Source organism: Bacillus pacificus (assembly GCF_020861345.1).
Lineage (GTDB): Bacteria > Bacillota > Bacilli > Bacillales > Bacillaceae_G > Bacillus_A > Bacillus_A pacificus.
Map to the genome: position 1 here is coordinate 1,995,557 of NZ_CP086328.1, position 24,778 is coordinate 2,020,334.

At 35.7% G+C, this 24,778-nt stretch carries 26 protein-coding genes and 1 riboswitch; of the genes, 19 read left to right on the forward strand and 7 right to left on the reverse strand.

The window, feature by feature from the left end; all coding sequences use genetic code 11:
• Positions 1-308: 308 nt before the first annotated feature.
• Both LMD38_RS10415 and LMD38_RS10420 read left to right on the forward strand, forming a co-directional pair.
• The gene (locus LMD38_RS10415) at positions 309-1,928 is read left to right on the forward strand and encodes an S-layer homology domain-containing protein (protein ID WP_029141157.1); all 1,620 of its coding nucleotides are present in this window, start codon (positions 309-311) and stop codon (positions 1,926-1,928) included.
• A gap of 436 nt (positions 1,929-2,364) precedes the next feature.
• Positions 2,365-2,790 carry a DUF2262 domain-containing protein gene (locus LMD38_RS10420; protein ID WP_016718065.1) on the forward strand — a complete coding sequence of 142 codons (426 nt, stop codon included), beginning with the start codon at positions 2,365-2,367 and terminating at the stop codon, positions 2,788-2,790.
• 101 nt (positions 2,791-2,891) lie between these two features.
• Here LMD38_RS10420 and LMD38_RS10425 read toward each other — a convergent pair whose 3' ends face one another.
• A complete protein-coding gene (locus LMD38_RS10425) occupies positions 2,892-4,322 on the reverse strand; it encodes a YfcC family protein (protein ID WP_062821825.1) in 1,431 nt (476 codons plus the stop codon).
• Between the two features lie 200 nt (positions 4,323-4,522).
• Here LMD38_RS10425 and rraA point away from each other — a divergent pair, with 200 nt between their 5' ends.
• From rraA to LMD38_RS10455, 6 genes are all read left to right on the forward strand, one after another.
• A complete protein-coding gene (gene rraA / locus LMD38_RS10430; protein ID WP_016718063.1) occupies positions 4,523-5,002 on the forward strand; it encodes a ribonuclease E activity regulator RraA in 480 nt (159 codons plus the stop codon).
• A gap of 338 nt (positions 5,003-5,340) precedes the next feature.
• A complete protein-coding gene (locus LMD38_RS10435) occupies positions 5,341-7,164 on the forward strand; it encodes a DUF4430 domain-containing protein (protein ID WP_062821826.1) in 1,824 nt (607 codons plus the stop codon).
• 57 nt (positions 7,165-7,221) lie between these two features.
• A complete protein-coding gene (locus LMD38_RS10440; RefSeq protein ID WP_062821827.1) occupies positions 7,222-8,070 on the forward strand; it encodes a DUF4430 domain-containing protein in 849 nt (282 codons plus the stop codon).
• A 22-nt stretch (positions 8,071-8,092) separates the two neighbouring features.
• Positions 8,093-8,971 (forward strand): energy-coupling factor transporter transmembrane component T, encoded by an 879-nt coding sequence (locus tag LMD38_RS10445; RefSeq protein ID WP_062821828.1) that lies wholly within the window; start codon positions 8,093-8,095, stop codon positions 8,969-8,971.
• Positions 8,944-10,605 (forward strand): ABC transporter ATP-binding protein, encoded by a 1,662-nt coding sequence (locus tag LMD38_RS10450; RefSeq protein WP_016718060.1) that lies wholly within the window; start codon positions 8,944-8,946, stop codon positions 10,603-10,605. Before LMD38_RS10445 ends, LMD38_RS10450 begins: the two co-directional genes overlap by 28 nt.
• Entirely contained in the window at positions 10,578-11,279 is a 702-nt protein-coding gene (locus LMD38_RS10455) for an ECF transporter S component (RefSeq protein WP_016718059.1), read from the forward strand. Before LMD38_RS10450 ends, LMD38_RS10455 begins: the two co-directional genes overlap by 28 nt.
• 168 nt (positions 11,280-11,447) lie before the next feature.
• Here LMD38_RS10455 and LMD38_RS10460 read toward each other — a convergent pair whose 3' ends face one another.
• Entirely contained in the window at positions 11,448-11,639 is a 192-nt protein-coding gene (locus LMD38_RS10460) for a hypothetical protein (protein WP_000554030.1), read from the reverse strand.
• A 122-nt stretch (positions 11,640-11,761) separates the two neighbouring features.
• Positions 11,762-11,860, forward strand: a riboswitch (SAM riboswitch).
• Positions 11,861-11,960: 100 nt separating this feature from the next.
• Here LMD38_RS10460 and LMD38_RS10465 point away from each other — a divergent pair.
• The 4 genes from LMD38_RS10465 to LMD38_RS10480 all read left to right on the forward strand — a co-directional run bounded on the left by LMD38_RS10465 (position 11,961) and on the right by LMD38_RS10480 (position 13,748).
• Positions 11,961-12,218, forward strand: coding sequence for a hypothetical protein (locus tag LMD38_RS10465; RefSeq protein ID WP_000171475.1), 258 nt, complete (start codon positions 11,961-11,963; stop codon positions 12,216-12,218).
• Between the two features lie 252 nt (positions 12,219-12,470).
• Positions 12,471-12,860 (forward strand): SWIM zinc finger family protein, encoded by a 390-nt coding sequence (locus tag LMD38_RS10470; RefSeq protein WP_061182667.1) that lies wholly within the window; start codon positions 12,471-12,473, stop codon positions 12,858-12,860.
• A gap of 22 nt (positions 12,861-12,882) precedes the next feature.
• Entirely contained in the window at positions 12,883-13,458 is a 576-nt protein-coding gene (locus LMD38_RS10475; protein ID WP_016718056.1) for an NAD(P)H-dependent oxidoreductase, read from the forward strand.
• Positions 13,455-13,748: a group-specific protein gene (locus LMD38_RS10480; protein ID WP_227585531.1), complete on the forward strand. Its 294-nt coding sequence runs from the start codon at positions 13,455-13,457 to the stop codon at positions 13,746-13,748. The genes LMD38_RS10475 and LMD38_RS10480 overlap by 4 nt, the downstream gene beginning before the upstream one ends.
• A 100-nt stretch (positions 13,749-13,848) precedes the next feature.
• Here the strand turns inward: LMD38_RS10480 and LMD38_RS10485 are convergent, their stop codons facing one another.
• Positions 13,849-15,195 carry a short-chain fatty acid transporter gene (locus LMD38_RS10485; RefSeq protein ID WP_062821830.1) on the reverse strand — a complete coding sequence of 449 codons (1,347 nt, stop codon included), beginning with the start codon at positions 15,193-15,195 and terminating at the stop codon, positions 13,849-13,851.
• A 347-nt stretch (positions 15,196-15,542) separates the two neighbouring features.
• Between LMD38_RS10485 and LMD38_RS10490 the strand changes: the two genes are divergently transcribed.
• Complete coding sequence (locus LMD38_RS10490) at positions 15,543-16,025, forward strand: hypothetical protein (RefSeq protein ID WP_062821831.1); 483 nt, start codon at positions 15,543-15,545, stop codon at positions 16,023-16,025.
• A 172-nt stretch (positions 16,026-16,197) separates the two neighbouring features.
• On the opposite strand, the gene LMD38_RS10495 is transcribed toward LMD38_RS10490, so the two are convergent.
• The 3 genes from LMD38_RS10495 to LMD38_RS10505 form a co-directional block, all read right to left on the reverse strand.
• The gene (locus LMD38_RS10495) at positions 16,198-17,457 is read right to left on the reverse strand and encodes a serine hydrolase domain-containing protein (RefSeq protein ID WP_046647587.1); all 1,260 of its coding nucleotides are present in this window, start codon (positions 17,455-17,457) and stop codon (positions 16,198-16,200) included.
• 100 nt (positions 17,458-17,557) lie between these two features.
• The gene (locus LMD38_RS10500) at positions 17,558-18,757 is read right to left on the reverse strand and encodes an MFS transporter (protein ID WP_001190316.1); all 1,200 of its coding nucleotides are present in this window, start codon (positions 18,755-18,757) and stop codon (positions 17,558-17,560) included.
• A 15-nt stretch (positions 18,758-18,772) separates the two neighbouring features.
• Complete coding sequence (locus tag LMD38_RS10505; RefSeq protein WP_062821832.1) at positions 18,773-19,189, reverse strand: MarR family winged helix-turn-helix transcriptional regulator; 417 nt, start codon at positions 19,187-19,189, stop codon at positions 18,773-18,775.
• A 174-nt stretch (positions 19,190-19,363) separates the two neighbouring features.
• On the opposite strand from LMD38_RS10505, the gene phaZ reads away from it, so the two are divergent.
• The 5 genes from phaZ to LMD38_RS10530 all read left to right on the forward strand — a co-directional run bounded on the left by phaZ (position 19,364) and on the right by LMD38_RS10530 (position 23,435).
• Positions 19,364-20,281: an intracellular short-chain-length polyhydroxyalkanoate depolymerase gene (gene phaZ, locus LMD38_RS10510; RefSeq protein WP_139866125.1), complete on the forward strand. Its 918-nt coding sequence runs from the start codon at positions 19,364-19,366 to the stop codon at positions 20,279-20,281.
• Between the two features lie 60 nt (positions 20,282-20,341).
• Complete coding sequence (locus LMD38_RS10515; protein WP_062821833.1) at positions 20,342-20,569, forward strand: hypothetical protein; 228 nt, start codon at positions 20,342-20,344, stop codon at positions 20,567-20,569.
• Positions 20,570-20,683: 114 nt separating this feature from the next.
• Positions 20,684-21,880 (forward strand): MFS transporter, encoded by a 1,197-nt coding sequence (locus LMD38_RS10520; protein WP_062821834.1) that lies wholly within the window; start codon positions 20,684-20,686, stop codon positions 21,878-21,880.
• Positions 21,864-22,064, forward strand: a complete 201-nt coding sequence (locus LMD38_RS10525; protein WP_000166303.1) for an NETI motif-containing protein — start codon at positions 21,864-21,866, stop codon at positions 22,062-22,064. Before LMD38_RS10520 ends, LMD38_RS10525 begins: the two co-directional genes overlap by 17 nt.
• 381 nt (positions 22,065-22,445) lie before the next feature.
• Positions 22,446-23,435 (forward strand): hypothetical protein, encoded by a 990-nt coding sequence (locus LMD38_RS10530; RefSeq protein WP_062821835.1) that lies wholly within the window; start codon positions 22,446-22,448, stop codon positions 23,433-23,435.
• Between the two features lie 197 nt (positions 23,436-23,632).
• Here the strand turns inward: LMD38_RS10530 and LMD38_RS10535 are convergent, their stop codons facing one another.
• On the reverse strand, positions 23,633-24,043 hold the full coding sequence (locus LMD38_RS10535; RefSeq protein ID WP_062821836.1) for a DUF4279 domain-containing protein: 411 nt from the start codon (positions 24,041-24,043) through the stop codon (positions 23,633-23,635).
• A gap of 263 nt (positions 24,044-24,306) precedes the next feature.
• Here LMD38_RS10535 and LMD38_RS10540 point away from each other — a divergent pair, with 263 nt between their 5' ends.
• Positions 24,307-24,756, forward strand: a complete 450-nt coding sequence (locus tag LMD38_RS10540; protein ID WP_062821837.1) for a VOC family protein — start codon at positions 24,307-24,309, stop codon at positions 24,754-24,756.
• The last annotated feature ends 22 nt before the right edge of the window (positions 24,757-24,778 follow it).

Consider the following 24,778-nt stretch of genomic DNA (forward strand, 5'->3'; position numbering starts at 1 on the left):
ACAATGATTCTTGAAAGAACCTATCATAAGAAATTTTTCTTTTTAATTTATAATAAAGATTAAAAAAATGTGAATTTCATAGAAAAAGAACGACATATGAAGTAAAATGTCATGTATAGTTTCTATCATTTTCTTTTATAATTGTTTGAAATGTTCTTACATATTGATTTATCTGGGAGAATGTATAGATTTCGATTGATTATATGTAATGAAAAATGAAGGTGTTATGTAACTATTAGGATGTACATTAGAAGAAGTGTGAGGAGGAAGGTATATCTATTAAAATAGCGAGATATACTAAATTAAATATGAGTATTAGATTGAATAAAAAAGTAGTAGCATTAACAGCAGGACTAACGGTATTATCTTCATCGATGGTATCGTTCGCAGAAGAACAGCCATCTGTAAATAACCATCAATCTATAAGTATTCAGGAACAAAGCGGGACAGATCAACTTCAAGTATCAGAAGAACAAGTTTTAAAAAGTATTGAAGAAAGTTTTGAAGGGGTAGATGGACGCGGTGGAGGTACTGTCAATAATAAGAAAGTGGACAGTCTTCAAAGTTCAGAAGGTATTTATGAAGAAACGGGTACATTAACTGTTCCTCACCATTCAGGTAGAACAAAGCGTAGTCTTGTTTTCTCAGCACCTACAGTTTCTAGTACGATAAACGGGGTTCCATTCACGGAATGGATTGTTCCAGCAGGTAACGAGAATATTCGCCCTCAAAATCATATGACTCCAAAGTATATTACAATTCATGAAACTGATAATAAAAGCGTAGGAGCAGGAGCTAAAAGCCACGCTCAATACTTGTATAACCAAGCAGTAGGGGAAACAGACCGAGCTGCATCATGGCACTTTACAGTAGATGATAAAGAAATTTATCAACACTTACCATTAAACGAGAATGGATGGCACGCAGGAGATGGTGATGGGGCGGGTAATAGAGAATCTATTGCAATTGAAATTGCAGTTAATAGTGATGGTGACTACAATAAGGCAGTCGATAACGCTAAGAAACTTGCAGCTTATTTAATGAAAGAAACGGGTGTACCATTAAACAACATCGTAAAACATCAAAAATGGAGTGGTAAAAACTGTCCCGATATGTTGATTAATAGTGGACAATGGGTACCATTCGTAAATGGTGTTGAAGGATATTATAATAAATTTTATCAACCGACAGACGATATAACAGGAGGTTGGTATGAATCGGCTATTCGTGATTTGAACAGAAGAGGTATTATGGTAGGAGAAGGAAACGGCATTTTTGCGCCTAATAGATCTGTAACAAGAGCTGAGTTTGCGCAATTAATCTCGAATTCTTTAAGTCTTCCAGCTGGAGATGCGACGTTTAAAGATTTAAATGATGTAAATTCAACTTTACGAGATGGTATTAAACGTACTGCAAGTGCAGGCATCATTTCTGGTAGAGGAGACGGTAATTTTGACCCTAACACACCTATTACAAGAGAAGAAGCAGCGGTTATTGTAAATAAAGCTTTACAGTACAAAGGAATAAATGGACCATTGGTAAACTTACCATTTACAGATAAAGATCAAATTATCTATAAAGAAGCTGTACAAAGATTATACGGCTTAGGTATTGTAACAGGTATGGGAGATAACCTATATGTCCCTAAAGGAACAACAACTCGTGGTGAAACTGCAGCATTCATTTTAAACATGCTTCAAGTTATTGAAACTGGGAATGTTCAAAAAGGAATTGGTACGGTTGAAATAAATGGTATTGGGGTAAATGTTCGCAGCGGAGCAGGATCTAGCTACTCTGTTGTTAGAAAAGCAAGCAAAGGTGAAAAAGCTACAGTATACGAAGAAAAGAATGGTTGGCTAAGAATTGGTACAAGTGAGTGGGTTTATAATGAGCCTAGCTACATCGTCTATACGAAAGATAAAAATTAAATAGTTACGAGTAAGTCATACATCACATATCTCATGTATTCCCAGGCAATGGACAGCATTTTCTCCATTGCCTGTTTTTGTGTTTCAGTTTTTTAATAGTTAAATAAAAATTTAAAATGGGGTTAGAAGGAAGAGTAATTGCCTGTAAAACATTGACCGTTTTAGGTTAGTTTAGTATATAGGTTTTTCAGTTTTTTCGTAATTTTGTATTTGTGAACGAGAGCTTTTGTTATTACACTATCTTCATTTTTTATCGGCAGAGTGGGGTGAAATATAGGATATTGCAATCCAATTAAAGTTTTACTTTTTCCATAATGCAGTTTTTATATAATATGAAAGTCAACGGTTATAACTACTTAAAATATAGCCGTTTCTTTTTTGCGAATAGAAAGGAAATGAAATCATGGAAAAATCAATAAAAAGTGAATGAATTGGAATGTTTATCTTTAATGAAACTTTTCATACATATGAACAAAACGAAGGAAAAGTACATTGGGAATTGGATGTTAGAAATGAGCATGTACACGTATATGAAATGATAAAAAGAGCAGAAAAGCTTTATATATGCTTAGAGGAATTTGATAAAAATGCTAAGGTCGCTATAGCGAAAGAATTAATAGAGTATAAAAATGATTTTTGGCCTGAATATGATGAGAATGATAAACATTTAGATTGGGATGCTGTAGATGCAGGAGAATATGATATGACGAAAGAAACATTTGAGCAGTCTATTACTCTTATGGATATTGTAATGAGAGAAAATGATATATATTGCGAGTATAATGATGGAGATTTATTTGGAGGACATAGAATCCATGCTTCTTTTGACTACGAGTACAATTTGTTAGATGCAGAGATTTAGTTTTGAAAGATGAAAGTAAAAAGGATTGATTACTATAATCAATCCTTTTTGTCATTATTATAAGATAACGGTGAGATAAATAGGTAGAGAGTTGCATAGTTTTAATACGGCCCCCACTCAATATTAACCCCAACAATAAGAAAAATAAGTCCAATAATAAACCAAATGAATGCAAGTGGAGCCATAAATCGAATCCATTTGCCATAAGAAATGCCGCTCGCTGCGAGAACGCCCATTAAAACACCGGAAGTTGGATTGAGGCAGTTCACTACACCTTCGCCGAGCATAACAGCTTGTACTGTAACTTGGCGTGTAATGTGCATGAAATCAGCTAATGGAGCTAATATCGGAATGAAAATAACAGATTCACCTGTACCGGATGAAATAAGGAAATGTAATGCGGCACTACTTACATACATACCGATAACGCCAAATACTGGGCTTTGTCCTTCGAGAGACTGTGCGAGTTGGTTAACGATTGTATCAAGTAATTTCCCTTGCTCCAAAATGACTGAAATACAACGAGCCATTCCGACGATCAAAGCACCGTATATGAGATTTTGGCAGCCTGCTAGAAAAGTAGAAGCGATATCGTTTGCTTTCATGCCACCTATTATTCCGGCTGTAATTGCTATGAAAATAAAAGTAGCAGTCATTTCTGCGTCTGTCCAATGTAGACGAAAAGCGCCAATTAAAAATGCAATTAATGATAAAGCTGAAACGAGTAAAATTAATTTATGACGTATTGTCCAAGGAACTTCTGTTTTCTGCGCTTCTTTTCCACTTGAAAGAGCATTACTTGGAAACCAGTTATCTCCGAGTATGCTTCCTTTATTCGATTTTTTTAAGCGTTTTACGTACCAATTAATATATAGAATGGTAGCAAGTAAAAAAGAGAGATAAATTGCTGTGCGTAAACCAATTCCCGAAAACATCGGAAGTTCTGCGATTTTTTGTGAAATACCTAAAGGTGAGGGCGATAATATAGTAGCATTAAAACCAGCATAAGTGCCCAAATAAATAATTGCTACGCCGACGATAGCGTCCCATTTCAATGTGCGTGCAACGATGATGCCGATGGGGATAAAGCCGATAACCGAGTTAACGATAATACCAGTCGTTCCGAGAATAGAAAAGAGTGCGGCGACTATACAAATGAAAAGGAATTGCTGATTACGAAATTTGTTAATTACATGATAGATTAAACCGTCTAGAGCACCTGTTTTTTCAAGAATGGCAATAGCTCCGCCCGTAAATAAAATTAAAAAGATGATAGGAGCAGCAAGTGTCATTCCTTTTTCAATAGCGGTAAAAAAAGAAACAAACCCTACCGGTGATTGCGGAACAGAATGGTAACTTCCTGGTATTGTCGTTGTAACAGTACCATTTGTAACTCTTTTAAATTCTCCAGCAGGAACGAAATAAGTAGCTATTGCACAAAGCAGAGCAATAAAAAATAGTAGTACGTACGCGTCAGGCATTTTAAACTTTCGTTTACTAGGTTGTTTTTTTACTTCAGTTTGTAGTTGCATAAAATCCCTCCTTTTTCACTTAGTTAATTTTTAATATTCTGAAATTTATCTGTGAAATAGATTATAATAAAGGTGGCTTCTTAAGGCAATAGTTTTTCTGTCCTTTTCCCGCACATACAAATTATTGCAACATTAGACAGGGAAACGAAAATAATCCAAGAATATGTTAAATAGAAAGTAAAAGGAAAAGAGGGAAAAAGATGTGGAAAACTACGGATCTATGTGATGAGTTTGAAAAGGAATTGCAAATATGCCGCCAATCTTTTCGGTCTTTTGGGAAGAAAGAACAATTTCACGGGAAAATTGCAACGGTAAAAGTGAAGGATGATAATGTACTAGTGAAGGAAGGATTGCAAACATTACCAGAAGGAATGGTATTAGTTGTTGATGGCGGCGCGTCTACGAATTGTGCGTTACTCGGTGATAATTTGGCAGCTATTGCAGAAGAAAGAAAGCTAGCAGGAATTATTGTGAATGGATATGTTCGTGATTCTAGTGAACTAAAGAATGTTAATATAGGTATTTTAGCGTTAGGAACAATGCCGAATAGAAGTGTAAAAGAAGGGAAAGGAGAACGAAATATTTCATTGCAATTTGGAGGAGTAGAATGGAAGCCAAATGATTATTTGTATGCGGATGAAGATGGCGTCATTATTAGTGAAAAAAGTTTGCATCGTTAAAGGTTAGTAAGTTACTATTCTTAGAAAATAAATCCGATAAAGCATGGACAAAATTCTATGTCAATAGTAAAATAATACAGAAATTTATAATTTACAGAATGTATAGGTTTATCGTTTTGCGATAACTTAAATGGAAGTCAGTTTTGCCTAGAAAAGTGAATGTTATCACAATGATACGTTCATGAACAAAATTATTTTTCCTATACAAATATAGCCGCGAATGATGCGGGTAGGAGGTGTTGCACAGTTTGTTCGACACTTACAAAAAAAGAGTGTCAATTGCACGCCCTTGAAGGGCCTTTTTTTGTGTGAATAGTAGTAAGGGAGGAAATTTTGGGATGGCAATGTTAAAAAAATGGCTGCTTACGTCGTTAATGGCAGTTACACTTGTATTTGTTTCTTTTGCAAATACAGTACATATTACGTTTGCTGAAGGAAATACAGCAAAACTTGCAATTGTTGGTGAATCACAAAAGGGCATTATGTTATGTCCGAAAGAAGAGCAAATTAAAGATGGGGAAACAGCGTTAAGCTTGCTGCAAAAAGTCATGGGGGACAAAGTAGAAGCTGAAACGATGTCGTTTGGAACGTATGTAAAAGGCATTGATGGATTAATGGCCGGGGCTACAAGTGGCTGGCTGTATGATGTAAATGATAAATCTGCGGAAGTTGGAGCGGATAGTTATAAATTAAAATCTGGAGATGTTGTTGTTTTCCGCTTTGTTTCAGACTGGAGCAATATGAGTCAAGAAACATTACAACAAACATTAGATAAATTTGGTACTTGTAAAACGGTAGAAGAACCAAAGACAGATGATCCAAAACAAGAAAAACCAGAAGAACCAAAAACAGATGATCCAAAACAAGAAAAACCAAAAGAACCAAAGACGGATGATCCAAAACAAGAAAAGCCAGAAGAACCAAAAACGGATGATCCAAAACAAGAAAAGCCAGAAGAACCGAAGACGGATGATCCAAAACAGGAAAATCCGGATGGAACAAAAACACCAGAACAACCAAAGCAAGAGAACATTCAAATTCCAGTAGCACAAGTAAATGACGCGATCTCTAAGACGTCTGAAAAGATGTTACAAGATGGAATTGAAAGTGATTGGGTAGCGCTAGGTCTTTCTCGTTCTGGAAAGAATATACCAATCGAGGCGAAATTAAATTATGTTAAGGCTGTAACTGAAAAGGTAGAAAAGCGCGTTAATCGTTTTTCAGCGACAGATTTAGCTAGAACGATTATTATGATGAATGCAATGAATGCAGACCCAAAAATGGTAGGCGAACATAATTTAGTTCAAAAATTGTACGAATCAGATAAAGTGAATTCTGTTACAGGTTATACATTTGCTTTACTTGCATTTGATACGAAAAAATATGAAATTCCAGTAGATTCAAAATGGAATCGAGTTGCTTTAGTAGATGCACTTTTAAACGCGCAACATACAGATGGCGGCTGGACTTATGATAGCGCAAGCAGTAAAGATAGTGCTAGTAGCGTTGATGTAACAGGTATGGTTTTATCAGCATTAGCTCCTTATCAAGACCGAGCAGATGTGAAACCAGCAGTGCAAAAGGCTGTCGCATACTTATATAATGAACAACTAGAAAATGGCGGTTTCTCTGCTGATGGACAAGAGAATTCTAATAGTGCTGCGCAAGCTATTATTGGATTATCCCTTGTGAAAGATGTAGATCAAAACCGTCTTCATAAGGCAGTGCAAAATCTATTGTCATATCAACTTCCAAATGGTGAATTTAAATGGTTACCAGGCGATCAAACCGGTAGCGGAATGGCAACAGAGCAAGCATTATTAGCTTTACTTCAGTTTAAAGACCTTGGAAAATCGATTTATGACTGGTCAACGGAATCTGTTATTGAAATCGATAAGAAACCAAATGTAGACTCAGAAAATGTTGTAGTAGAAAAAGAAGTTACTGAACAACCAGAAGAACAAAAACAAGTACAACAAGAAACGAAAGATGACAATTTAAAAGTTGTTGTTGATAACGAACCGGTTAAACATAAAAAATCCGGAAACGGTAGCACATTACCAAAAACAGGAGCATCTTCTCATAGTGCAGCGACAGAAGTAGGTATGGGTGTATTATGTATTGCTTCTGCATATGTATTATGGAGACGTAAAGCAGCTTAACAAAAATTAGGAGCAATTATTTGCTCCTAATTTTTAATATGAAAGGTGAGAGGCAACATGAGTAAGATGAAATGGTTTATTTCTTTACTGCTTTCACTTGGGCTACTTGCCGGATGTGAAGAGGCAGCGGTAAAGCCTGAGAAGAAAGTAGAACCGAAGCAAGAAGAAGTAGCAAAACAAGAAGAGAAAAAAGATGAAGCGAAGCCGGAAGAAAAACCGGAGGAAAAACAAGCTGAACAAGAGCAAAATAAGCAAGACGAACAGAAAGAAAAGCAAGAGCAAAAAGTAGAAGAGAAGCCGAAAGAAGAAAAGCCACAAGCACAACCGGAAGTAAAGAAAGAAGAAAAAACGCAGGAACAGCCTGTCGCTACTAAGCAACCAGAACAACAAAAAGCACAAGAAGAGAAACAACAAGAGAAACAACAAGAGCAACAACCGAAAGCGCAAGAAGTAAAAGAAGAAGCAAAGGTTGTGAATCAGCCGAAGGAAACACCGAAGCAGGAGCAAAAAGTTGATCCGAATAAAGAGGAGAAAACGATACCGACTCCGCACGTCCCAAATTCTGAACGACGAAAACCAGACCCGGTTCCACCACCAAAACCACAAGCAAAACAAGTTACGATCTCAGTAAAAGGTAATGAAGGATATTTATTAGGTGCAAAAAAGGTGGATGTACAAGACGGCGATACTGTTTATAAAGTATTGCAGCGTACAGGTTTAGATGTGGATGCAAGTGGATCTAAAGGCGATGTTTACGTAAAAGGTATTAATGATTTATATGAAAAAGATATTACCGCTACTAGTGGATGGAAATATCGTGTGAACGGGGCATTTCCAAATCATAGTGCAGGTGTAGTAACAGTTAAACCAGGAGATACAATCGAGTGGGTGTATGTATTAAAATAAGAAAGGCATTTGGTAAAGGACTATGAAAATAAGTTTTTCTTCTTTACATCCTTTTGTGAATTTTTCCTATTATATCGGGGTGATGATACTATGTATGATGTGTCTTCATCCTCTTTTTTTAATTGGAGCAATTCTATTAATCGTTATAATCAATGTGATGCAAGGGAATAGCGACAAGATAAGAAAGATGTTACCGAGTACAATTGTATTCTTTTTTATGGTCATTTTATTTAATTCGTTATTCACGCATAGAGGCCGAACTACGTTATTTTGGTTAGGTGATAGCCGCATTAAGCTTGAGGCAATTATGTTTGGAGTAGTAATGGGGTTATTACTAGTTGCGATTATGTTTACGTTTGCTTCGTATAATGATATTATTACAAGTCATAAATTTTTATATTTATTTTCTAGAATTTCACCGAAAGTAGCATTGTTAACGATGATTACGGTGAGGTTTGTTCCTTTGTTTATGAGGCGATTACAGAAAATAACACTCTTCCAAAAGACGAAAGGTGTACAGGTAGATGCAGGTTCCATTGTGGAACGTGTGAAAAATGGTATGCAACTATTGCAAGTATTATTAATTTGTTCATTAGAAGATGCATTACAAACGGCAGATTCTATGCAAGCTCGTGGATTTGGTGTAACGAAACGTACGACTTATATTCGGTATAGAATGGAAAGATGCGATTGGTATACGCTCAGTTATTTAAGCATTCTATTTATAGCTGCTATTATATGTAGTAATTATGGCGGAGGAAAATTGATTATTTATCCGAAAGTCGAATCGATTTTATTTCAGCAGTTCGATGGGATGATGTTTGTCGTATTTACGATGTTTATTAGTTTACCAATTATAATGGAAGGACGGGAATGGATATGGTGGCGCATGCAGAAATAAACAATTTATCATTTGTATATGCTGATGAAAACGAAAAAGCGTTACAGCATATTTCTCTTTCTGTTCAAAAAGGAGAGTTTATTGTACTTGCTGGAGGATCAGGATCCGGGAAGACGACTTTATTAAAACATTTAAAAAAAGAATTACTTCCAATTGGTAAGCGTACTGGGGATACATATTATGATGGTACTTTATTAGAAAATGTACCGGACTTGTTATCTGCCCAAGAAATTGGCATGGTATTTCAAAATCCAGAAAATCAGCTCGTAATGGATACGGTCATTCAAGAATTAGCATTTTCTTTAGAAAATATCGGATTACCATCACATATTATTCAAAAAAGAATAGCCGAGCTTATTAGCTTCTTAGGATTCCAAGATTTATTGCACCAATCTGTTCATACGTTATCTGGCGGGCAGAAGCAACTTGTCAATTTAGCTGCCGTATTAGTTATGCAGCCGAAGTTACTATTATTAGATGAACCAACTGCGCAGTTAGATCCAATTGCTGCGAAAGAGTTTTTAGGGTTGTTAAAGCGTATTAATGAAGAACTTGGCATTACGATCGTTTTAAGTGAACATCGTTTAGATGAGGTAATACCACTTGCTACGCGCGTTATTTGTATGAGTAACGGCCAAATCGTGTATGACGGTAGTCCGAAAACAGTTGTAGCAAATATGTGGGAAGTAGAAGGATTTCGTCCATTTATTCCACAAATCCCAAGATTGTTTTTAGAGTGGAATGCGAAAGATATACCATTTACAGTGCGAGAAGCACAAATGAAAATGAATGATTTTTCAGCGATATCATATGTAAATGAGCCAATAGTACAAAGGGAAAAGCAAGAAGTCATTTTAAGTGCAGAGCATATTTCGTTTCAATATGAAAAGAATAGTCCGCTCATTTTACGAGATTTAACAGTATCGATTGAAAAAGGAAAATGGGTAGCTCTCGTTGGAAAAAATGGCACAGGGAAGTCTACACTGCTAACGATTTTAGCGGGATTACAAAAAGCGAGAAGAGGGAAAGTAAAGTGGAATGGGAAAGTGATACATAAAATTGATTCGAAAGAACGATTTAAAAGTATCGGGTATGTATCGCAGCATCCATATTATCATTTTACATTTGATACAGTGTGGGACGAGGTGTATGAACGAGCGCGTGAATTATACGGAGAACAAGGAAAAGAAATAGCAGAACAGCAGCTTAAAAAGTTTTGGCTATATGCACTTAAAGAACGCCATCCGCATGATTGTAGCGGGGGAGAGCAACAATTACTTGCATTATGTACGACGTTATTGTCAAAGCCGACTTTATTATTACTGGATGAACCGACAAAAGGACTAGATCCGTGGAAGAAAGAAAGGGTAGGAGAGTTATTTAGGAAACTGCAAAAAGAAGGGACAACAATTGTAATGGCAACGCATGATATTGAGTTTGCAGCGAAATACGTGGATCAATGTATGATGTTATTTGATGGAGCAGTCATTATGAATGATGCACCGAAAGAATTTTTTAGTGGCAACTTCTTTTATACAACCTCTATCAATCGATTTATTCGAAAAGAATTGCCATATGCATTAACGTGGGAGGATGTGTACGAAGCGTGTCCAAACGATATGTTGCATTCATAATATGTATTTTTGCAGTGATGATAGGTACATTACTTTTTACTACACTTATCATGGACGGTTATTACATGTTAAGTAGTTTGTTTTTATTAGTTGTTATTATGTTACCTTTCTATATCCGTTTTGAAAAGAAGGCGTTTGTTTCACGTGAAATTGTTCTCGTTGCTGTGTTAGCAGCAATTGCAGCAGTGAGTCGTGTACCATTTTCTCTTTTACCAAGTGTACAGCCGACTTCTTTTGTCATTATTGTTTCTGCAATTGTGTTTGGAAGTGAAACTGGTTTTATGATTGGTGCAACAGCGGCTATCGTATCTAACATTTTTTTAGGACAAGGTCCGTGGACGCCGTGGCAAATGTTTTCATGGGGTATGATTGGCTTTATAGCTGGATTATTGCGGAATACGTTTTTAATGAAAAAGCTATGGGGAAGACTTCTATACGGATTGTTTGTTGGATTTTTATTTGGCTGGATTATGAATTTCTGGGGGCTTCTCGGTTTTATACGAGAGGCGACATGGGAAACAGTCATTTCGTATTATATCGCAAGTTTTTATTTCGATTTGAGCCATGCGATTTCAAATGTTGTGTTCTTACTACTATTTAGTACGTCTTGGATTACGATTCTTACAAGATTTAAAAAGAAATATGGCATATTGGATAAGCATAACATGGTATAGAAAAGCATACTCATATAAGGTAGGGTCGCGACTTACATATTCGTTTGCCTCTTTCATGCTTCTTACATATTGTAAGGAGCATTTTTCTGTATATTTTTTAATTATAACGGCAATAATTATGAAGTATGCCATTTGAAAAAACTTCCCACCTTATGATGGGAAGTTTTTTCACTCTTGTTCTAAAATGTGAACGGTGTAATCGCAGCGTTGAATAGCTTGTTCGATCGCATAAAGAGATTGCTCAATACGAGCGCGATTAAAATCTTTTTCAACAGTCTGTAGTGCTTCTTCTAAACAATGTTTTGCTTCTTGTAACGATTGAAAAGAATCTTGTACATATCCACGAGCATTTTGATGCATTTCATAATCCTCCTTGCATACTCATATATGTATAGTATGAACAGTAAAGAAGAAAATATAATTCGTTATATTTGTTTGACAATTAAAATGAAATTACGTATAGTAAGAATTAAGTGAATATTTTCTTATCCAGAGAGGTGGAGGGACTGGCCCGATGAAACCCAGCAACCGCGATGCAGGTGCTAATTCCAGCAGAACAAATTTGTTCTGGGAGATAAGATGAAGATATATACGTAACTTCTTCTTATCGGAGAGGTTTTTTTATTGCAAAAAAACCGATTACGAAAATTTATATTAAGAAGAAAGGGGTTGCGCATTGCTGTGACACTCGAAAAATACGTAAAACTGCGTAGTACAGTTTATGAATATATGATAGAGCAAGATAAGCCAATATCATTGTTAGATATTCAAGAACATATCGTTTCGCATCATGAAGGAAAATTCACGAAAAAGATGTTACATCAATTTTATTTATCAAGATTATTAGATGAACTGAAACTGGATGGGAAAATTACATTAGCTGATGAATATCTCTATGCTGAAAAAGGGGTATTTTATAAGGCGAGAAAAGGGAGCTAAGCTCTCTTTTTTTGAAGTATGTAGAGTAAAAGACTGCTTAAGCAGCCTGATACAGGGAATGGTGTTGAGTGTGTAGTGTCAAAAATTGAATGTGCCTGAAAGAGGCAATTCATATCGGCTGCAAATGAAAAGAGACACCTTCGCCGAATAGGTGTCAGTCGTTTTGTCATATAGACTTGCTATTTGACAGTTATTAGAATAACATGCAGTGGCTCTAGAAGTCAAAAGGGAATTAAAGGAAGAGGTGTTGTTATGTACGCTTATTTAATAAAAGAACTATATAGGTATATCCCGAAACACATTATTGATAGAGGGTATGAATATTATGAAGATGGACATGTAGAAGATGTAGAAATACATAATAATAAAGTATTTGCATTTGTGACTGGTAATGCAGGGAATTATGAAGTAGTGATTGAACTCGATGATTTTTCAGAAAGTAGTTGTGAGTGTCCATATGAAAATTATTGTAAACATATGGCGGCGGTTGTTTATGATATTCAAAGTGCTGGCGAGAGTACGGTTAAATCGGAATTGCAAGGTTTAGAAAAAGAAGAGTTACTTATAGTATTAAACCGGTTGTTACAAAGTTCAAAAAACGTGCAAATTGTAGAGAAGATGTTAAAGAAGGGGAAACTTTAACTTATGAGGGAGTTGTTTTGTAGTGAATGTACTAATTGTATACGCTCATCCTAGTCCTTCAAGCTTTAACGCGGCGATTTTAGAGCATGTGCAAAAAGGATTGCAAGAAACTAATCATTCGGTTACAGTACTTGATTTATATAAAGAACAATTTGATCCCGTCCTTGTCTTTAATGAAGAGAAGAAAAGACGTGATTTAGTAAATGAAGAGGAAACAGCCCGGTATAGAACATTAGTAGAAGAAGCAGATATGCTTCTATTCATCTATCCGATATGGTGGTGGGGGATGCCAGCTATTTTAAAAGGATTTATTGATCGCATTTTCGTAGCTGGATTTGCTTATAAATATGAAGGGGCCCTGCCGAAAGGCTTATTGAAAGGTAAGAAGGCTTGGGTAATTAATACGTTAGACTCACCGTTATGGTACGTCGCATTACTATATCGATCAGCGGATTGGATTATAATGAAGAGAGGTGTTTTACGTTTTTGCGGCATTCGCGATATAAAACGGTCAGTATTTCAATCTGTGAAAACGAGTAAACGAGAGAAGCGGGAAAAGTGGTTATTACAAATAGAAGAAAAGGCTCGTACACTATGAATGAAATGGAACGTATTATAAAGTGTTGCGGGGATGACAACGAACTTTTGCGAACGTATATTACATGTTTACTTCAACTGAAGGAATGTAGTGAAACATTTGGGCAAATTCAAATAGAGTTAAGAAATGACTACTTGATAAGAGGAATTTGTGAAAGAGAAGTTGATGAGGTAGTAATGGGAAGTAAAGAATATGAAACATATTTTCTTCCAAAAGCGTTACAGTGGAATTTTTTGAGGGAACATCCACACCTGATCGGAAAAATTTGCGAAGACTTTTTTGCATTTTAGTCATTACATCTTACGGAGATAGAGTGGGAAACGATTATAAATTGCGTGGGAAATAAGAGATTTATTATATAAAAAAGCTAGTATAAAACTAGCTTTTCGTTTAAATAAATAAGAAACATAGACTTATGATAAATCCTGCATATAGTAAGTTCACGACGCAAAATCCCATAATATCACGAGCGCCTAAACCAGCTATTGCCAATGCCGGTAATGCCCAGAAAGGTTGAATTAAATTCGTCCAAGCATCGCCCCACGCAATGGCCATTGCTGTTTTTGCAGCAGGTACACCAAGTTCAGCACCAGCTGGAATCATAATGGGTGCTTGCACAGCCCATTGACCGCCACCAGATGGAACGAAAATATTAACGATGCCAGCACTAAAAAAAGTAAAGAGTGGGAAAGTCGTTTCGTTTGAAATGCTAATAAAGAAATTTGAAATAGCTCCTCCAAGTGAAAGTCCTTCACTATTTGCTCCAATCATCATCCCCATAATTCCTGCATAAAATGGAAACTGAAGTAAAATACCAGAAGCACTTTTTGTAGAATCTGAAAAAGCGCGAATATATTGAATCGGAGTACGGTGGAAAATAAGTCCAGCAATTAATAACATAAAAATAACGATATCAAGTGTAAGGTTAAAACCTTTCGTATAAAAGTAATTGAAAATATAAATGAGACCTAACAATCCAACGCAAAGTGTAATAATGATGCTATTTTCCATTTTCTCAGCGAACGTATTTTTTTCTACTTCTTGAGCGGCAGCTTCTTCATGGAATACGCTAGGATCTACCGTTATCGTATGTTTTTCATCTGGATGCATCGCTTTATTAATGAGAGGCATCGTAACGAGAAAAATAATAACTGGCACGAGAGCGTATGGTGAGAATAACGTTTCTGTTATTGGAATCGCTTCTTTTATACTTCCTGCTGTCGTTTTCATTAACGTTTCACCGCCAGTTGCTAACGTAAGAGGGATAGAAGCAGAAAGCCCCGCATGCCAAATGAGAAATCCAGAGTAGGAAGAGGCAATGGCTAACCTATAATCTAATCCTTCAAGTTGCCTTGCTACTTCCTTTGCATATAAAACAGATACAACAATACCAAAGCCCCAGTTTATGTACGCCCCTAGTAAACTTACGATTGAAATGGCAATAATACCTTGTCCATTCGTTTTCGGTAGTTTTGCAGCTTTCGTTAACCATTTTTTAATGAGAGGAGCGTTTGCTAAAGCAGATCCTGTCACGAGTACAAGTGCCATTTGCATAGAAAAGGCGAGAAGTCCCCAAATGCCATTCCCCCAGTGATTAATCATTTCCACAGGTGTTTGATGCGTTGCAAACATACCAAAGAAGATAACGAAAACAGTTAATAAACATGATAAAATAAACGGTTCTGGTAAGAAGCGTTGCACTAAGGCGACGCAACCATTAGTAAAAGAACGAAACAAAATAGATCAACCTCCTTATGTATATGTATTACAATTATTCGAGGTTGTTTGGGGGATAACCTTCAATATAAAGAAAATTCAGATATTTAAAGGGTGGTAATTTATTGATAGGTTAATATAGAGCCTTGTATCAGATTCTGCTTTTAAAATGCTAGAAGAAAACGGTTGTAAATGGGGTAGCGCTTATAGGGATAGTATAGAGAAAGGTTACTAGCTGATTTCAAAGCAACTATTGCAAAGGGAGAGGATATTCAATACAATAGTGTTGCATTACATGAGTAATATGTTTTAGCGCAAATCTAGCTAAAAATGTTTATACAAATACATTTAAAATTGATGGAGGAATCATGATTAAAAGTTTTTATCTTTTAAAGCCTAAAATGTTTACGGCAGATATATATTATAAAGTTTTTATTACAGGTGAATGTATATATTTTATAAAGATTGGCGGACAGTTTCATAGTCGACATGCTTATAAAAAACAATTACCTGGTATTTCAGAGCTATTGTTTTTGTTCTGGTTCAAAAAAATTGAGAAAAAACAATTAAACTTAGAAACTGAAATAGATACAAAAATACATACTGGCAATATACATGAACTCTTGCAATTAAAGAATAACTTTTCAATTGAAATAAATATAATTGAAGAGGTACTATTAAATAAACGAGGAACGTTTCATACAGGTTTTAATGATAATGGAACAATTTCCTTTATGTTAAAAAATGATCAAAAAATAAAGTTCATCATACCGGAAGAAACTTTATTTTCATCTATAGAAGAAATTTTCGACCAATATGAACAGACAATCTTTGTAAGGGAAGTGTTTTAATACATTCTCCAAAAGATGTAGATGTATTAGTTAAACGCTCAATTAAAATTGTAAACTGCTTATAAAATTTTAATTGAGCGTATTTTAAGCAATTATTTTTTCAACATCTTCTAATAACAAAAAGGTAATTGGTATAGTAGTGTAAATAATGTACTGCAATGAGAAGCTTCCACTACTGTGGAAGCTTCTCTAAATGATGTGCAATATCAATATACATATTGGAGTAAACGGAATGGATTTCATTACTTGGCGTAGCATTAGAAGAGAAGTGGACAATTACCATATTCGCTTTCGGATCGATGTAAAGTGTTTGTCCGTAACTACCTAACACTTCGAAAGCACCTTGTTCATTGTGCGGAATCCACCATTGATTATGATAAGAAATGGAAGCGCCAGGGCCAACTGCAAGTTCACCTTCTTGGACATTTTTTATATCTTCAGTAATAGAAGAAGGGAGAATTTGTTTTCCGTTATATTCCCCGTTGTTTAATAGTAATTGCCCGAATCTAGCCATATCTCTAGCAGTTGCATTTAAACCAGCACTAGCTTGTTCAACTTTTGTTTCATCTGTTACGTAATACGCGTTTTCTTCCATACCAATTTGAGACCAAATACGCTCACTAACATTTTCAGCTAATGATTTACCAGTGATCGTTCGAATCACCCAAGCGAGTGTTTCTGCTGATCCGTTATCGTAAGAAAAATCGGAACCAGGCGGTGCAGTTTCTTCTGCTTCTCGTAACATATCATAAATTTTCATCGGGCCGTCGTAATTTTTACCTCGAGGTAAAATATTGCTCGCTAAATATAGTTGTGCATCTTGATTTTCTAATGCTGGATGTTCATATCCGTGAGTAGGATATTCTACAGAAACTTGCATATCCAATAATTGCTGAAGCGAGGCTTTACCAAACGGTGTATTTTTTAATTCTTTTATATATGTGTCAGCTGTTTTTTCTAAGTCAATACGGTTTTCTTCAGCGAGAGATTGTATAATTGCCCCGGTAAATACTTTTGCTAATGACGCCATACCATGAGGTTCGCTCTCGTTATATCCATTGAAATATCGTTCATATACAAGTTGTCCATTATGTACAACGACGAAAGCATCCGTTTTGTTATCATCTAAAAGTTTTTTTAGAGGAGTTGTATTTCCAAATCTACGCTCCACAGCAAAATCGTCTAAGTTTTGCAATGCGGTAGAGAAGTGAAAAACGTGATCCGGGTTATTTTTCACCTCGTTAATTAAAGTGAATTCTTTCATATGTGTATACGACCAACGTAAGTACGGGTCATCTATCCAATTTTTCTTCGTCACGTTATTTTTCGATGGAGTCGTTTTATTATGTTTGAAGTATGTAAAACCGAGCCCTGTAATTACAAATATAAATGTGATTATGAGTAAGAGTAGGGGAGATTTTTTAAGTTTCATATCGGTCCCTCCTTGTTTTTTCTATTATAAGTATACGCTTCAATTGAAAGAAATACAAAATAAGGAAAGTAAACGGGGAAGTTTACTTTCCTTATTTATGTTAAGCGGAAACTTTTCCGTCTGTATGTTGTTTCTTGAACTTTTGTTTTCGTCCGTGTAATCCATAATAAAGAAGTAAAGTGAACGCAACGATAATGGCTGCGATGAAATACATATTATGGTAACTTGATTTCGCTGCGACGATACCTAAAATGAAAGAACCAAAGCCAATACCACTATCAAAGAATGAGAAGTACGTAGCTGTCGCAGAACCACGTCTATGGTTTGGAGCTGCAGAAATCGCAATCGTTTGGAAGCTAGGAATTAATGTTCCGTAACCTAAACCGATTAACATACCTGCGCCAAGGAACCAAAATGAAGTTTGTGCTTGGCTTAAAATGAACATCCCAATTGTGAAAATAATAATAGCTGGATAAACAAGTACATTTTCACCGAAGCGATCAAAAATCTTACCTGTAAATGGACGAGAAATGACAACAACAAGTGCATATAAAATAAAGAAGTAACTTGCAATGTCAGCTAAACCGAGCTCTTTTGCATAAATAGGAATAAAGGATAAAATGCCACTATAAGAAAAGGCTAAAACAAATCCTGTAAGAGCGATTGGAATAGAAGATGGTTCAAGTAAGTCTTTCCATTTCATTTTTTCTCGTTTTTGTTTGCTTACAGGTGCTTCATGCGGAATATTTACAAGTAGTCCTAATAAAAATGCAAGCAATGAAAATATGGAACAAACGATAAATAGTACAGTGAATGAAAAATGAGAAATAATTGTTAAACCTAAAAAAGGACCAATTACCATCGGCAAACTCATAAATACGCCGAAATAGGCAAGTGCTTCGCCGCGTCTATGAGCTGGCGCAACATCTGTGACAATCGTACCAGTTGCAGTTGTTGCCATCCCAAACCCAATACCATGTAAGAAGCGAAGGGCAAGTAATAAAAATAAACTTTGCGCACCGAAATACATAACAGTAGCAGCTAAAAATAAAGAAAGTGAAATAAATAATATTTTCTTTCTTCCTAAATCATCGAGCCATTTTCCTGTAAATGGTCGACATAATACAGATGAAATAAGAAATACAGTTGCAACTAAACCAATTTCCTCAGGTTTTCCTTTTAGGCCGTCTATTACATAGACGGGTAAAGTAGTCATAAGCATATAAAATGTTAAGAAGAGAAATAGACTACTAAAACAAGTTCCGAGGAAATCCTTCGTCCAAAGTTTTTCACTTTGCATCGTCATCCCTCCAATTTAATCTAAGTTTTTAATAATTTGTTGTAACACTTGAAATGCTTGATGTAAATCATCTTCGTTAATACCTTCTAGCGTCTTTTCTTCGAAAGTATCAACTTCTTCTTGCCATACCGTAATCATTTTTATCGCTGTTTCTGATAAAGAAATGAGCTTCTCACGGCGATCTTTTCCTTCAGTACGAATAATCCATCCCATCGTTTCCATACGTGTTAACGTACGAGTCATCGTTGGTGATTCAACATTTAAATACTGACATAATTCTGTTTGCGTACAAGAACCAGTTTGATTAATACGGAAAATTACAGCCCATTGCGCACTAAATAACCCAGTGGGAGATACGCGTTCATTAAATTTCTTCGTAAACTTGCGAGAAGTCTGGCTGACAAGGTGAAAAAAATGTTGTTTTTCGTCCATGTATGTTAATCCTTTCAAATTAGTTACCTAGCTAACTATATACTTTTTTATTATAATTGTCTAGTAATAGACATGTTGATTTATGTAAAAATTTCGTATCGCTTTTTTGTTGAGAACATACATTCTGCATGTTATTCTTTAATTAAGTAAAGAATTTTCTTTCTATTAAAAAGAATGGGGGAACTTGTGATGATTAAGCCTGCAACAATGGAGTTTGTTTCACTATCGAACGGAGAAACGATTGCGTATCAGGAAGTTGGAAGGCAAAATGCAGAAATTCTTGTACTCATTCACGGAAACATGACATCGTCACAACATTGGGATTTAGTCATTGAAAAGCTGCAAGATCAATACCATATTTACGCTCTTGATTTAAGAGGATTTGGTCAATCAACATATAATAAAGCGATAGATTCCATACAAGATTTTGCAGAAGATGTAAAACTATTTATTGATCAATTAAAACTAGAGAAATTTTCATTAATGGGCTGGTCAATGGGCGGTGGTGTTGCGATGCAATTTACAGCGAATCATCCAACGTTTGTCGAAAAGTTAATTTTAGTAGAATCGGTGGGCATGAAGGGATATCCAATTTTTAAAAAAGATATAAACGGGCAGCCAATCGTATCAAGTTTAGTAAAGACGAAGGAAGAGGTTGCACAAGATCCTGTACAAATTGCTCCAGTACTAGATGCGATAAAAAATATGAATAAATTATATTACCGAACAGTATGGAATCTATTAATATATACACATAATCAACCTGAACCAGATCGTTATGAAAAGTATTTAGACGATATGTTAACGCAACGTAATTTCGTAGATGTGAATTATGCGCTCATTACATTTAATATTTCGGATGAACATAACGGGGTTGTAGAGGGAAATAAGCAAATTCATCGTATTAAAGCTCCGACGCTTGTCATACAAGGTGACAGAGATTATGTCGTACCGCAAGTAGTGGGTGAGGAGTTAGCGAAACATTTGCCGAATGCTGAATTGCAATTATTAGAAGATTGCGGTCATTCACCGTTTATTGATTGTTTAGATGTATTTATAAAACATGTAGAGGATTGGTTAGAACAGAAATAATCCCCGAAATGAAAGGTATTGCATATGCTATAACATTGTATGTAAAAGGGGAGATTATCCATGCATCATCCGCTCTTCATTGCGCATTCTCCATATAATCATCATGTGTATACAAAAATGATGATAGCTCCGCTGTATATGCAAGTTTCACCAGTTGTAGTTCCGTTACAAATACAACAGCCACCAATTGTTCATTCGCATCATTATTTGTATGAAACTGCTTTTTATAAACATCCGTATTTCAAGCAATTCCATAACAATGTGAAAGCACAAGTTTGGGAAGGATAAGAAGCTAAAAGATTCATTCTTTTAGCTTCTTTTTTATTGCGAATATTCGTACACGCATTTGCAGAAACAGTTTATAATGAGAAGTGGAAAGCGTGAGAAGGAGAGGGAAAGGGAATGTCGATACGTTTTACTTTTTGGATTATGGTTGGGATTGTAGCAATCTCGGGTTTGTCACAAGGAATGCTTTTACCGGCCATTGCAATGATTTTTGAACAAGAAGGGGTTAGTTCAAGTATTAACGGTATTCATGCGACAGCACTATACATTGGGATATTAGTAATCTCACCGTTTCTTGAAAAACCGATGCAAAAATTTGGAATGAAGCCAATTATCGTTATTGGTGGGTTTCTCGTTATCATTTCATTATTCTTTTTTACACAAACATTTTCGTTTTGGGTATGGTTTATCCTTAGATTTCTAGTTGGAGTCGGAGATCATATGCTTCATGTCGGAACACAAACATGGATTACGACAACATCAGACCCGAGTAAAATTGGGAGACAAGTATCGATATACGGTGTATTCTTCGGAATTGGTTTTGCCGTCGGTCCGTATTTAGCAAGCACTGTACAGTACGGTCTTGCAACGCCATTTATTATATCTACTGTACTTTGTTTAATAGGTTGGCTGTTATTACTGCCAACGAAAAATGCATTCCCGGCGCAAGATGAAAGAGAAGTGAAGAGTGAATCATCCTTTTCTCGTTATAAACAAGTTGTTGGATTAGGATGGATTGCACTGCTGGGACCACTTGCATATGGCGTACTGGAAGCAATGTTAAACAGTAACTTACCAGTATATGCGCTTCGTAAAGGATGGTCTGTTTCAGAAGTATCCTTCTTATTACCAGCATTTGCAGTTGGGGGCATTATTACACAAATTCCGCTCGGTATATTAAGTGACAAATACGGAAGGGACCGTATTTTAACGTGGACGTTCAGCATAAGTACGGGCATTTTCTTGCTAGCAGCCGTATTTGATCAATATTACTGGATCGTCTTTGCCTGCATGTTGTTAGCTGGTATGGTCATTGGATCGTGCTTCTCGTTAGGACTTGGATTTATGACAGATTTATTACCGAGACACTTATTGCCAGCAGGTAATATATTAGCTGGAATCGCCTTTAGTTTAGGGAGTATACTGGGACCTGTATTAGGAGGCGTATTTATAGAAAAAATACAGTATACAAGCTTTTTTATTGCGGTTATGATTATAATAGGAATTCTCGCAATGTTATATATGATTTACATGAAGAATCAATTCGCATCAAGAAAAATAGAAAGTAGGTTAGGGCATGACAAAACAACCTAATAAAAAGAAATTTGAAGTACTCGAAAACGAAACAATTACAGACTGCTTAGCACGTATGGAACAAGAAGGTTACGCACCATCACGTCGCATGGAAGAGCCAATCTTTCATGAAGTGAAGAAAGACGGTAAAACAGTAGTGGAACCGTGCGGTAGGAAGATTGTTTTTGAGGGGAAATTGAAGTAATACAAATAGCAAATTCTCTTTATGGTATAGAGCCACCCAATTCATATGAATTGGGTGGCTTGTTTTGTTACTGAGTAATGAAGGAATAGGTAGATTAGGAATTGAATAGAATGAATGGATATTTTCTAGAGAGGATGAAGTTAGTTGTTCGGGCATGGATTATAGAGCTAAAACTATAATTTTGCAGAGGGAAATAGGCATATGCCATTGATTTTGTTGTCTGTAAGAAGACTTCAATATCATAAATACTATAAATACGTATAACTACTTGTATAGAAAATGTATAATCGCAACGTTAAATCTTCCTGGGAGAGCAGTTACAATAGTTTTGGATTTTAGCTAGTTCAAAATTCAGCGTGCAAGCGAGGTGGAGTTCAAAATATGGAAGGAAATCAAAATGAGCGAATTCTTTATGCGGTTTTTGAGAATGAAATGAAACTACCGATTTTGGATATTACGCATCCCTTGTTCAACGCAAGTATTGATGAACAGGCGTATCATTTGAATTGCCTTAAATCAGCACGGAGCATTGAAGCATTAAAAAAGATGCCGGGTTTTATTCAGAACATTTTTGTGAAAATGTCGAATGTTGATGATTCTTATCTTAGTGGTATGCGTACGTTACTGTACAAACTTGGACCTGATTTAAGTAAGGGGATAAAATTAGGCTTCCGGGACAAGTGGGCGGTAAAGCAAACCTCTTTTATGGGGCTTCGGATTAGGCTGAGGGATCTTTGCAGACAGCAGTCGGAACTTTTGTTGCCTCAGCTTAGGGCGTTTCCTGAACGTGGCCTTTGTTTTTTTAATATTGCTGGTGGAGCTGCTGCAGACAGTATCAATACTTTGATTTTAATTCAGGAATCGGACCCAGAATTACTTAAGGGACGAAAGATTGGAATTAACATTTTAGATATTGATACGTACGGCCCTAATTTCGCAAAGCGGTGCATCGATGCTTTGAAGCAACCGGGAGAACGCTTTTATGGCCTTGATATAACACTTAACACAATACATTATAACTGGAGCCAATCGGAGTCATTATTAAAAATGAGCTTGGATCATTCAGGTTGGATTCAGCTCTGTTCATCGGAGGGGGGGCTTTTTGAGTATGGTTCGGATTCGGATATTATTGAGAATTTAGACCGTTTCTTTGAAAATTCCCCAGCGGATGCCAGGGTGACGGGTTCGTTAATTTTCGACCGAGCATATGTTAATCCAGGATATCTTGGGTTTACAGAGTTTATTGGCGTGCAAATTAGATATCTTGGATTGGAAGGATTACAGAAGCTTTTAGCTCAAACCTCATGGATTTTAGAAGAATCGCATGAAATTGAAAAAATTTATATTCTGTTTTCGTTGAAGAAAGCGTGAAATATAGACTGTTTATCACGTATGGACACCATCTCGTCGTATGGAAGAGCCAACCTTTTATGAAGTGAAGATAGACGGGGAAATCAAAGTGAAAAAGGTTACATAAAAATGAATCTGCTTTGTTCTCACAAAATAATTCACACATCTAGTCACATAAAAAAACGCTATTGATTCTAACATCAATAGCGTTTTTATTTTTAGTAAATATATAGATCAAAATGAATTTCTGCTTGAATCGAACTAGCGAAATCAAGTATATCTTTTTGTAAATACATTGCGGGTGATTCGTTATTCTCAATTTGAATGACTACCATAAATAGAAATTCTAAATCATATTTTTTCTTAAGCTGTTTTAATGGTTCTGTTTTCTCTTCAAGTGATTTTAGAATAACATGTAACTGATTATTTATATCGTATGATTCTTGATAGCCAGTGCTTAAAGTCCAATTAGTTTCTTTTCTATATAGGGTTTTGGTGGATACAAGATTCGGATTATCACGTCTTGCAACAACATCACCTTTTTTATAAGTTCTTGTAGGCTCGATACTTAGGGCATTGGTAATTGCTTCAACAGGGAATATATCACCCGTTATACTAAAATAAGCCATAACTTTGGTTTTATCCAGAATGGTTCCTCCTCTATTGTTAAGATGTCACTCTTATTACATTATAAAAATTTAAGAATGTATTTACTAGAATGTAAATGTGTTTTTGATTGAATTTTGGTGTTGGGATATAAATGATAATGCTAGATATATACCTTTGTAGTAAGGGGGAATTATACAAAAGTAGGATGATTTCAAATGTATTTATTTGTATTATAAAAATAAATTGTTTTTCAAAAATTGGAATGTAGGGGAGAGGAATCATAATGATACAAAGCATATATGAAACGCATTTACATGTAAGAAATTTAGAAAAGGCGATAGATTTCTATCAAAATAAGTTAGGTTTAACATTAGCAAAAAAACTATCGAAAAGGCGGGTTGCTTTCTTTTGGGTAGGAGAAAATAAAGAACAAATGCTTGGATTATGGGAAGTACATAGTAATGAAGATTTTGAGATGAAACACTTCGCTTTTCGTGTAGATGTAGCGTTTTTAAAGGTTTCTAAATTGTGGTTAGAAAAACGTGGAATAGAGGTAGTAGGGAGTCAGGGGAAAGGAAATGAAGAGCCAATTGTCCAAAGGTGGATACCAGCTGCAAGTGTATATTTTCTAGATTGTGATGGAAATAAATTAGAGTTTATTTCTATACTAGATGATGATCCAGATGAATTAGAATATGCAACGTATTTAAGTGAATGGAATGCGGAGCACTAAGAAAAATAAAGTGGAACTTTAA

What these genes read in the sequence shown, in the direction of transcription:
- LMD38_RS10415 (WP_029141157.1), top strand. Translation starts at nt 309, where the DNA reads ATGAGTATTAGATTGAATAAAAAAGTAGTAGCATTAACAGCAGGACTA.
- LMD38_RS10420 (WP_016718065.1), top strand. Translation starts at nt 2,365, where the DNA reads ATGTTTATCTTTAATGAAACTTTTCATACATATGAACAAAACGAAGGA.
- LMD38_RS10425 (WP_062821825.1), bottom strand. Translation starts at nt 4,322, where the DNA reads ATGCAACTACAAACTGAAGTAAAAAAACAACCTAGTAAACGAAAGTTT.
- rraA (WP_016718063.1), top strand. Translation starts at nt 4,523, where the DNA reads ATGTGGAAAACTACGGATCTATGTGATGAGTTTGAAAAGGAATTGCAA.
- LMD38_RS10435 (WP_062821826.1), top strand. Translation starts at nt 5,341, where the DNA reads ATGGCAATGTTAAAAAAATGGCTGCTTACGTCGTTAATGGCAGTTACA.
- LMD38_RS10440 (WP_062821827.1), top strand. Translation starts at nt 7,222, where the DNA reads ATGAGTAAGATGAAATGGTTTATTTCTTTACTGCTTTCACTTGGGCTA.
- LMD38_RS10445 (WP_062821828.1), top strand. Translation starts at nt 8,093, where the DNA reads ATGAAAATAAGTTTTTCTTCTTTACATCCTTTTGTGAATTTTTCCTAT.
- LMD38_RS10450 (WP_016718060.1), top strand. Translation starts at nt 8,944, where the DNA reads ATGGATATGGTGGCGCATGCAGAAATAAACAATTTATCATTTGTATAT.
- LMD38_RS10460 (WP_000554030.1), bottom strand. Translation starts at nt 11,639, where the DNA reads ATGCATCAAAATGCTCGTGGATATGTACAAGATTCTTTTCAATCGTTA.
- LMD38_RS10470 (WP_061182667.1), top strand. Translation starts at nt 12,471, where the DNA reads ATGTACGCTTATTTAATAAAAGAACTATATAGGTATATCCCGAAACAC.
- LMD38_RS10480 (WP_227585531.1), top strand. Translation starts at nt 13,455, where the DNA reads ATGAATGAAATGGAACGTATTATAAAGTGTTGCGGGGATGACAACGAA.
- LMD38_RS10490 (WP_062821831.1), top strand. Translation starts at nt 15,543, where the DNA reads ATGATTAAAAGTTTTTATCTTTTAAAGCCTAAAATGTTTACGGCAGAT.
- LMD38_RS10495 (WP_046647587.1), bottom strand. Translation starts at nt 17,457, where the DNA reads ATGAAACTTAAAAAATCTCCCCTACTCTTACTCATAATCACATTTATA.
- LMD38_RS10500 (WP_001190316.1), bottom strand. Translation starts at nt 18,757, where the DNA reads ATGCAAAGTGAAAAACTTTGGACGAAGGATTTCCTCGGAACTTGTTTT.
- LMD38_RS10505 (WP_062821832.1), bottom strand. Translation starts at nt 19,189, where the DNA reads ATGGACGAAAAACAACATTTTTTTCACCTTGTCAGCCAGACTTCTCGC.
- phaZ (WP_139866125.1), top strand. Translation starts at nt 19,364, where the DNA reads ATGGGGGAACTTGTGATGATTAAGCCTGCAACAATGGAGTTTGTTTCA.
- LMD38_RS10515 (WP_062821833.1), top strand. Translation starts at nt 20,342, where the DNA reads ATGCATCATCCGCTCTTCATTGCGCATTCTCCATATAATCATCATGTG.
- LMD38_RS10520 (WP_062821834.1), top strand. Translation starts at nt 20,684, where the DNA reads ATGTCGATACGTTTTACTTTTTGGATTATGGTTGGGATTGTAGCAATC.
- LMD38_RS10525 (WP_000166303.1), top strand. Translation starts at nt 21,864, where the DNA reads ATGACAAAACAACCTAATAAAAAGAAATTTGAAGTACTCGAAAACGAA.
- LMD38_RS10530 (WP_062821835.1), top strand. Translation starts at nt 22,446, where the DNA reads ATGGAAGGAAATCAAAATGAGCGAATTCTTTATGCGGTTTTTGAGAAT.
- LMD38_RS10535 (WP_062821836.1), bottom strand. Translation starts at nt 24,043, where the DNA reads ATGGCTTATTTTAGTATAACGGGTGATATATTCCCTGTTGAAGCAATT.
- LMD38_RS10540 (WP_062821837.1), top strand. Translation starts at nt 24,307, where the DNA reads ATGATACAAAGCATATATGAAACGCATTTACATGTAAGAAATTTAGAA.